5 protein-coding genes are annotated in these 8,300 nt (G+C 62.5%); all 5 read left to right on the forward strand.

Annotation, left to right across the window (positions count from 1 at the left end):
• The first annotated feature begins 60 nt into the window (after positions 1–60).
• The 5 genes from pta to QZZ60_RS09255 all read left to right on the forward strand — a co-directional run bounded on the left by pta (position 61) and on the right by QZZ60_RS09255 (position 7,735).
• Positions 61–1,596 (forward strand): phosphate acetyltransferase, encoded by a 1,536-nt coding sequence (pta, locus tag QZZ60_RS09235; RefSeq protein WP_295640753.1) that lies wholly within the window; start codon positions 61–63, stop codon positions 1,594–1,596.
• Complete coding sequence (locus QZZ60_RS09240) at positions 1,596–2,816, forward strand: acetate/propionate family kinase (protein WP_295640754.1); 1,221 nt, start codon at positions 1,596–1,598, stop codon at positions 2,814–2,816. Before pta ends, QZZ60_RS09240 begins: the two co-directional genes overlap by 1 nt.
• Positions 2,817–3,248: 432 nt before the next feature.
• Positions 3,249–4,040 (forward strand): 4-hydroxy-tetrahydrodipicolinate reductase, encoded by a 792-nt coding sequence (gene dapB, locus QZZ60_RS09245; protein WP_295640756.1) that lies wholly within the window; start codon positions 3,249–3,251, stop codon positions 4,038–4,040.
• 212 nt (positions 4,041–4,252) lie between these two features.
• Positions 4,253–5,866: an NAD(+) synthase gene (gene nadE / locus QZZ60_RS09250; RefSeq protein WP_295640758.1), complete on the forward strand. Its 1,614-nt coding sequence runs from the start codon at positions 4,253–4,255 to the stop codon at positions 5,864–5,866.
• A 162-nt stretch (positions 5,867–6,028) separates the two neighbouring features.
• Entirely contained in the window at positions 6,029–7,735 is a 1,707-nt protein-coding gene (locus QZZ60_RS09255; protein WP_295640760.1) for a long-chain fatty acid--CoA ligase, read from the forward strand.
• Positions 7,736–8,300: the final 565 nt, after the last annotated feature.

Genomic DNA, 8,300 nt, shown 5'->3' on the forward strand with positions numbered 1-8,300 from the left:
CTGCCCCGCCAGAGGCGTTTCTTTTCCGGCTGAATTTCTCTATGTGAAGGAGTTTTTCCCATGGCACGCACGCTTTTCGTCACCGCTCTTGCGGCGAATTCCGGCAAGGCCGAAGCCGTCGCCGGGCTGATGGATCTCATCAAGGGCGCTTCCAAGGCCCCGGCTCTGTTCCGTCCCGTTCCCTGCCTCAAGACCGCTCTTGAGCTCATCAACAGCGGCAAGTGCAACGAATTTGTCGACTCCGTTCTTGCCGCCTACAAGGAAGCCGCCGCCAAGGCCGACTTCGTGCTCTGCGAAGGCACCGACTTTACCGGCAAAAGCGCCGCCTTTGAAAATGCCCTGAACACCTGCGTGGCCGCCAACATGGGCGCTCCCGTGGTGCTCGCCCTTTCCGGCGAAGGCTGCTCCGCCGCCGAAGTCGCCGCCACCGTCACCACCTTCCAGTGCCAGATGAAGGAACAGTGCGTGGAACTTCTCGGCGTGTTCCTTTCCGGCATGAGCGAAGAAGACGAAAAGGCCGTGGCCGCGTATTTCTCCTTCCCCGTCAGCAGCAGGGCCGCGGACTTCGCCTCCATCCTTGATTCCTGCAACGGCCACATCACCCCCCGCCTCTTCGAGTTCGGCCTCATCGAGCAGGCCCAGAAGCATCCCATGCGCATCGTGCTGCCCGAAGGCGAGGAAGACAGACTCATCAAGGCGGCCGCCATCCTCATCCAGCGCAAGGTGGCCGACATCATTCTGCTCGGCGACGAAGGCAAGATCCATGCCCGTGCCGCGGAACTCGGCCTGAGCGTGGACGGCGCCACGATCATCAATCCCGTGACCGCCCCCGACTTTGAAGACTTCGCGGAAACCTACGCGCAGCTTCGCGCCAAGAAGGGCGTCACCATCGAACAGGCCCGCGAAAAGATGGCCGACAGCACCTACTACGGCACCATGATGATCTACAAGGAAAAGGCCGACGGCATGGTTTCCGGCGCGGTGAACACCACCGCCCACACCGTGCGCCCCGCCCTTGAATTCATCAAGACCAAGCCCACGGCCTCCATCGTGTCCAGCGCCTTCTTCGTCTGCCTCAAGGACCGCGTGAACACCTACGGCGACTGCGCCATCAACCTCGATCCCGATCCCGAACAGCTCGCCACCATCGCCGTGACCACCGCCGAAACCGCCGCCGCCTTCGGCCTCGAACCGCGCGTGGCCATGCTCTCCTACTCCACCGGCAATTCCGGCAAGGGCCCCACCGTGGACAAGGTGAAGGAAGCCACCCGCCTCGCCAAGGAAAAGGCTCCTGAACTGCTCATCACCGGCCCCATCCAGTACGACGCCGCCGTGGACGCCGCCACCGCCAAGACCAAGATGCCCGGCGATCCCGTGGCCGGCCGCGCAAGCGTGTTCATCGTGCCCGACATCAACACCGGCAACAACCTCTACAAGGCCGTGCAGCGCTCCGCCCACGCCGTGGCCATCGGCCCCGTGCTTCAGGGCCTGCGCAAGCCCGTCAATGATCTGTCCCGCGGCTGCACCGTGCCGGACATCGTCAACACCGTTGCCATCACCGCTATCCAGGCTCAGGCCGAAAAGGGACTCAAATAATGGTCAAGAAAATTCTCGTCATCAACGGCGGCAGCTCCTCCTTCAAGTATCAGGTCCTCGAAAAGGAAACCGAACGCCGCCTCTGCCAGGGCCTCGTGGAACGCATCGGCTCCCCCGACAGCATGCTCACCCACAAGCGCTTCACCGCCGACGGCAAAACCGAAAAGTTCGAATACCCCGGCAACTACGACACCCATGCCGCCGGCATGGCCAAGGTGGCCGAAGTGCTCATGAAGCATGAACTCGGCGGCGTCATCGACGATCCGGCCGAAATCGTGGTCATCGGCCATCGCGTGCTCATGGGCGGACCCGACTATCAGGAAGCCCTCGTCACCGAGGAAGTCAAGCAGGTCATCCGCGACTACATTCCGCTCGGCCCGCTGCACAACCCCGCCAACCTCACCGGCATCGAGGCCATGGAAAAGCTGTTCCCCGGCGTGCCCAACGTGGCCGTGTTCGACACGGGCTTCCATGCCACCATGCCCGACTACGCCTACACCTACGCCCTGCCCAAGGAACTCACCAAGAAGTACAACATCCGCCGCTACGGCTTCCACGGCACCTCCCACCGCTTCGTGTCCAAGGCCGGCGCCGCCCTGCTCGGCAAGAAGCCTTCCGAAGTGAACGTGATCGTCTGCCACCTCGGCAACGGCAGCTCCGTGTCCGCCGTGCGCGCCGGCAAGTGCGTGGACACCAGCATGGGCCTCACCCCTCTGCAGGGCCTCGTCATGGGCACCCGCTGCGGCGACATCGATCCCGCCATCGTTCCCTTCCTCATGAAGAACGAAGGCTTCACCCCCGATGAAATCGATACCCTCATGAACAAGAAGTCCGGCTTCCTCGGCCTGTGCGGCAAGAGCGACAGCCGCGACATCGAAGCCGGCGTGGAAGCGGGCGATCCCGACTGCATCCTCACCTTCAACACGCAGTGCTACTCCGTGAAGAAGTACATCGGCGCCTACATGGCCGCCCTCGGCCATGTGGACCTCATCGCCTTTGCCGGCGGCATCGGCGAAAACGCCGCTCCCGTCCGCGCCAAGATCCTTGAGAACCTCGAGGAATTCGGCATCGAGCTCGATCCCGAACTCAACAACGTCCGCCGCGGCGATCCTCACTTCATCAGCAAGGAAGGCTCGCGCGTGAAGGTGGCCGTCATCCCCACCGACGAAGAGCTGGAAATCGCCCGCATCTCCGTGGAAATCGCTGAAAAGCAGGCGTAAGAGCCGCGCATACGCGCGAAACACCGTCATGAACGGCGTCCCTTCGCGGACGCCGAACGCAAAACGCCCCTGCCGGATTGTTCCGGCAGGGGCGTTTTTTGCATGTAAAGGCACCGTTTTTCTCCCGCCGACGCTGCTGCCGCACAAGGCAAAGGAAAAAGCCCTCACTTCGTGAACTTATGCACAGATACATTCCGTTCACGACACACAGGCCGGCATGAAAGCGCGTCGAAACTCCCTCGAAGGAACGAATCGCCTTACGCAAAAGCCTTTGCAGGAAACGCTTCCCCCGTGCAGCGTTTCAGGTTCAACAGGATGCGCCCTTCTCCTGTCCGGGTTTTAATGTGAATTAAGCCGCATAACTTGCGCTCCACACCATATTTTCTTATGCTCTGTGCTTGTATACAATCCCACAAATACCGGAGAAATCATATGGCTCTTTCCATCATCGTCATGGGTGCCGCCGGCCGCATGGGTTCCACCATTGCCCGCCTCGTCAATGAGGCGGACGACCTTTCCCTTGCCGCCGTGCTCGAACGCCAGGAAGCGGAAGACAGGCTCGCGGCCTTCAAGGCCTCCGGCGCGCTGATTTCCAGCGACATCTCCAAGGTGCTGCCGGCCTGCCCGGGCGCCGTGGTCATCGATTTCACCGCCCCCGAGGCCACCATGGTCACGGCCCGCGCCGCCGCCGAAAACGGCAATCCCGTCATCATCGGCACGACCGGATTCTCCGACGAACAGCTTGCCGAGCTCGACGAGCTCGCCTCCCGCTCTCTGGTGTTCCGCTCCGCCAACATGAGCGTGGGCATCAACGTCATCATGGACATTCTCCCCCGGCTCACCGCCCTGCTCGGCGACGCCTACGACGTGGAAATGATGGAAATCCACCACAACAAGAAAAAGGATGCGCCGAGCGGCACGGCCCTGCTTCTTGCCGAACCGCTGCTGAAGGCCAAGGGACTCACCCGCGACGACATCAACACCAACCGCTTCGACGTGCGCGAGCCCCGCAAGCACGCGGAAATAGGCATCCAGTCCCTGCGCGGCGGCGATGTGGTGGGCGTGCACACCATTTACTACATGGGCCCCGGCGAACGCATTGAAATCACCCATCAGGCCCACTCCCGCGAGAACTTCGCCAACGGCGCCCTGCGCGCCGCCCGCTGGATAGTCTCGCAGAAGCCCGGCCGGTTATATAACATGCAGGACGTTCTGCACGACTAGTTTCACCATGACGAAAGCCGCGTTTTCCGCTCCACGGGAGCCGGGAGCGCGGCTGTCCCGTATCGGGGACATTCCCGGCATCCGCACGCCGGCTCCCGCCCCACGAAGGCCTATGCCGTGCATGAACGGTGCCTGCCCCCTCCCACGGGATTCCCGCTTTTCTGCGGAAACGCTCCAAGATACATCCGGCCGAGCGGCCATCGAGGTTTCTCATGCACATCGTTCTTCTCCAGCACAATCCCATTCCCGGCGACTTCCGCGGCAACGCGCACAAACTGGCCGACATGGCCAAAAAGGCGATGGACGCCCATCCCGCAGCCGAGGGCGAACGCACGCTCTGCGTCACTCCCGCCTACGCGCTTGCCGGCATGCCCTGGGAACCCCTCAAGCACATCGGCGGCTTCTACCGCCGCTGCCGCGACGCCGCCCATGAGCTCGCAGAACTGCTCGCCGACGGCCCGGACATGCTCATTTCCCTCACCGGCGCGGAAGTGCCCCTCTATGTGCTGCTCTCGCAGGGCAACCTCATCGCGCTGGCAAGACAGGCCAACGGCGTCATCCGCATTCCCGGCGGCCCCTCCCTCTATCTGCCGGAAACCGAACCCGCCTGGGCCCATCAGGAAGCCCTCGGCCTGCTCAAGAGCGCCCGCGCCGCCTCCTCGGTGGACGCCGTGCTCTTCACCTCCGCCGAGCTCTTCCTGCCCGAAACCCAGGAAAAAAGCGAAATGCACTGCTCCGCCCTCGCCAGCCTGTGGAAGCTGCCCGTCATTTCCGTGCATCAGTGCGGCGCGGTGGACAGCCTCATCTACTCCGGCCGCAGCTTCGTGCTCGACGCGTCCGGCGAAGTGGTGGCCCGCACTTCCGCCTTTGAGGAAGCCGCCCTCGTCATCGACCTGTCCAAGGACGCCGTGTCCGCAAGCGCCGTCGCCCTCGACGGCAACAAGGCTCCCGAAACCGTGCAGGACGTGCCCGAACGGCCCGAAGCCCTGTTCCGCGCCGCCACGCTCGGCGTGCGCGACTACGTGAGAAAGTGCGGCATGAGCGGCGTCGTGCTCGGCCTGTCCGGCGGCATGGATTCCGCCCTCGTGGCCTGCATCGCCGTGGAGGCCCTCGGCCCCGAAAACGTGCTCGCCGTGCTCATGCCCTCCCGCTGGAGCACCGACCACAGCGAAAGCGACGCCGACGTGCTGGCCGGCAATCTCGGCATCCAGACCGCCAACGCCCGCATCACGCCCGTCATGGACGCCTTCGACTCCGTGCTTTCCCCGCTCTTCGCCGATCTGCCCGCCGTGGAAAACGATCTTACCGCCGACAACATTCAGCCCCGCATCCGCGGCACCCTGCTCATGGCCTTCGCCAACCGTCTGGGACGCGCCGTGCTCGGCACCGGCAACAAGTCCGAAAACGCCGCGGGCTACTGCACCCTCTACGGCGACACCGTGGGCGCGCTTGAGCCCATCGGCGACATCTACAAGACCGAGGTCTACAAGGTGGCCCGCTGGTACAACGAAATGCGCGGCAAGGAGATCATTCCCGAGCACATTTTCACAAAAGCGCCTTCGGCCGAGCTGCATCCCGGACAGGTGGACGAAGAGAGCCTGCCTCCCTATGAAGTGCTCGACGCCGTGCTGCACGAGCTGCTCGAAAACGCCGCCAACCCCGAAACCCTTGTGGTGCCCGGCGTTTCCGACGACGTGGTGCGCAGCGTGGTGCGCCGTCTGGCGTCCTCGGAATTCAAGCGTCATCAGAGCGCTCCCGCGCTCAAGCTCAGCTCCTGCACGCTCGGCATCGACTGGCAGGTGCCCGCAAGCTCGCACGCCCTGTAAATCCTTACCCCGTTTTCCGGCGTCATGACTGCAAAAGGAGGCTGTTTTCAGCCTCCTTTTTTCATCATCCGACAAGATTTCCCCTACTTTGTGCGTGACAGAACAGGCGTCCATCCGATAAAGTATACCTGTTTAATGTCATTCTAACCACGGATATGCTTCATGAACGCCTCATCTCCCGCATGGCTGCCCCACATTGCCGAGGGCGCTCCCGTGCATCTCAACATCATTCCCCGTTCCCTCCAGTCCTATCTGGACGAAGCTGCCGACCGTTTCGGCGACCACAAGGCCGTCATTTTCCAGAATCTCACGCTCAACTACAAGCAGCTCAGGGAAAAGGCCGAAACCTTTGCCGCAGCCCTGCGTGATCACGGTCTGAACACCGGCGACAGGGTGGCCATCATGCTTCCCAATCTCCCTCAGACCATCATCGCCTTCTGGGGCGCGCTCAAGGCGGGAGCCACGGTGGTCATGACCAACCCCCTTTACATGGAAAAGGAGCTGACCCACCACTTCAGCGACGCCACGCCCAAGTTCCTCATCACCCTCGACCTGTTCTGGAACAAGATAGAACCCCTGCGCGAACGCCTCGGCGTGCAGACCTGCGTCGTGTCCCGCATTGCCGACGCGCTGGCCTTCCCGCTCAACATTCTCCAGCCCCTTCAGGCCAGACGTCAGGGTCATCTGCCCGAAGTGAAGTTCAACGGCCATTCGATCATTCCCTGGAAGGCCATGTTCAAGACCGGCCGCCGCTACAGCGAGGAGCCCAAGGATCCCGCCTCCACGCTGGCGCTTCTCCAGTACACCGGCGGCACCACGGGCTTTTCCAAGGGCGCCATGCTCACCCACGGCAACCTTTCCGCCCAGATCCAGCAGCTTCTCGCCGTCATCCACTGCGACGCCTCCAACTCCTCGCACAGCTTCCTCAGCATCATGCCCTTCTTCCACGTGTTCGGACTCATGGGCAACATCGTGCTGCCCGCCGTGCTCGCCGCCTCCACCATGCCGGTGCCGCGCTACTCCCCCCACGACGTGCTGGAACTCATCAAGAAGCACCGCCCCACCTTCTTCGTGGGCGCGCCTTCCGTCTACATCTCCCTCATGCAGCAAAAGGACATCGCCCAGTACGACCTTACCTGCATCCAGCTCTGCATTTCCGGCTCCTCGCCCTTCCCCCAGGCCAGCCTCAAGCAGTTCCAGGACATCACCCACGCCAACATCACCGAAGGTCTCGGACTCACCGAAGCCTCTCCCGTGGTCATCGCCAACCCCGTGTACGGACTGCAGAAGATAGGTTCCATAGGCGTGCCCATCCCTGAAACGGAGGTCCGCATCGTGGACATTGAAACCGGCAGGACCGAGCTTGGCGACAATGAATGCGGCGAGCTCATCATACGCGGCCCGCAGGTCATGAAGGGCTACTGGAACCAGCCCGAAGAAACCGCAGCCACCCTGGTCGACGGCTGGCTGCATACCGGCGACATCGCCTATCGCGACAGCGACGGCTACTACTTCATCGTGGACCGCAAAAAGGACATGGCCATCGTAGGCGGCTACAACGTGTTCCCCCGCGAAATCGACGAGGTGCTTCACGAATACCCCAAAATCAAGGAAGCCGTGTCTCTCTGCGTGCCTCACAAGGCCCGCGGCGAAACCCTCAAGGCCTACATCGTGCCCAAGGAAGGGGAAAAGATCACCGTTTCCGAGCTCGCGGCCTTCTGCCGCACCAAGCTCGCATCCTACAAGGTGCCGCGCATCTTTGAATTCCGCGACGAGCTGCCCAAGTCCATGGTGGGCAAGGTGCTGCGTCGGGCCCTCCGTGAGGAGGAGGAAAAAAAGCAGCGCGAAGAAGAAAAGAACAAGGACTGACCCGTTCTGAACGTCGGGAAAGGAGCGTCTCCGGGCGCTCCTTTTTTTGCGCTCTGCAAAAGAAGCATGGCACTGACGCACCGCGAGGCAAGGAACAGGGGCACCATTCAGCGCCCGAAAGAAGAATGCCTCCCCCGCAGAGAAGCGGGAACCGGGCCCGGACAGGCCTCGTGCAGGCACGGAGTTCTCCCGCGCACGGAGCAAAGCCCCTTCCCCTGCGCCATGGCGCAGGCGCTGCGCGCACGCTCCTTCTGCCGGTTCCGGCCCGGGTGCTCCGCTCTCCGGCAAAACGCCCCGCCTCACGGCCTTTTTTCTCTCCCTTTCGTCTCTGCTTTCGTAAAGCGCAGGACGCCGCCTCTCCCGCATCAGCGGCAGTCCGTCGGCAGGTCTTCCGAAGAGAAAACGGTCCAACGACTTGCGCTTCTCCGCAACGTGCCCATGCAGTGCAAAAAAATTCCCCGTTCAGCGTTTTTCCTGTTGACACCTCTGCCCGAATCCCCTATAAGTTTCTTCACGCCACGCGGGAGTAACTCAGTGGTAGAGTGCAACCTTGCCAAGGTTGAAG

The sequence above is a fragment of the uncultured Mailhella sp. genome (assembly GCF_905187505.1).
Classification (GTDB): domain Bacteria; phylum Desulfobacterota; class Desulfovibrionia; order Desulfovibrionales; family Desulfovibrionaceae; genus Mailhella.

Bases quoted from the DNA above. Each gene is read 5' to 3' on its own strand.
- dapB (WP_295640756.1), top strand. From the start codon at position 3,249: ATGGCTCTTTCCATCATCGTCATGGGTGCCGCCGGCCGCATGGGTTCC.
- pta (WP_295640753.1), top strand. From the start codon at position 61: ATGGCACGCACGCTTTTCGTCACCGCTCTTGCGGCGAATTCCGGCAAG.
- nadE (WP_295640758.1), top strand. From the start codon at position 4,253: ATGCACATCGTTCTTCTCCAGCACAATCCCATTCCCGGCGACTTCCGC.
- QZZ60_RS09255 (WP_295640760.1), top strand. From the start codon at position 6,029: ATGAACGCCTCATCTCCCGCATGGCTGCCCCACATTGCCGAGGGCGCT.
- QZZ60_RS09240 (WP_295640754.1), top strand. From the start codon at position 1,596: ATGGTCAAGAAAATTCTCGTCATCAACGGCGGCAGCTCCTCCTTCAAG.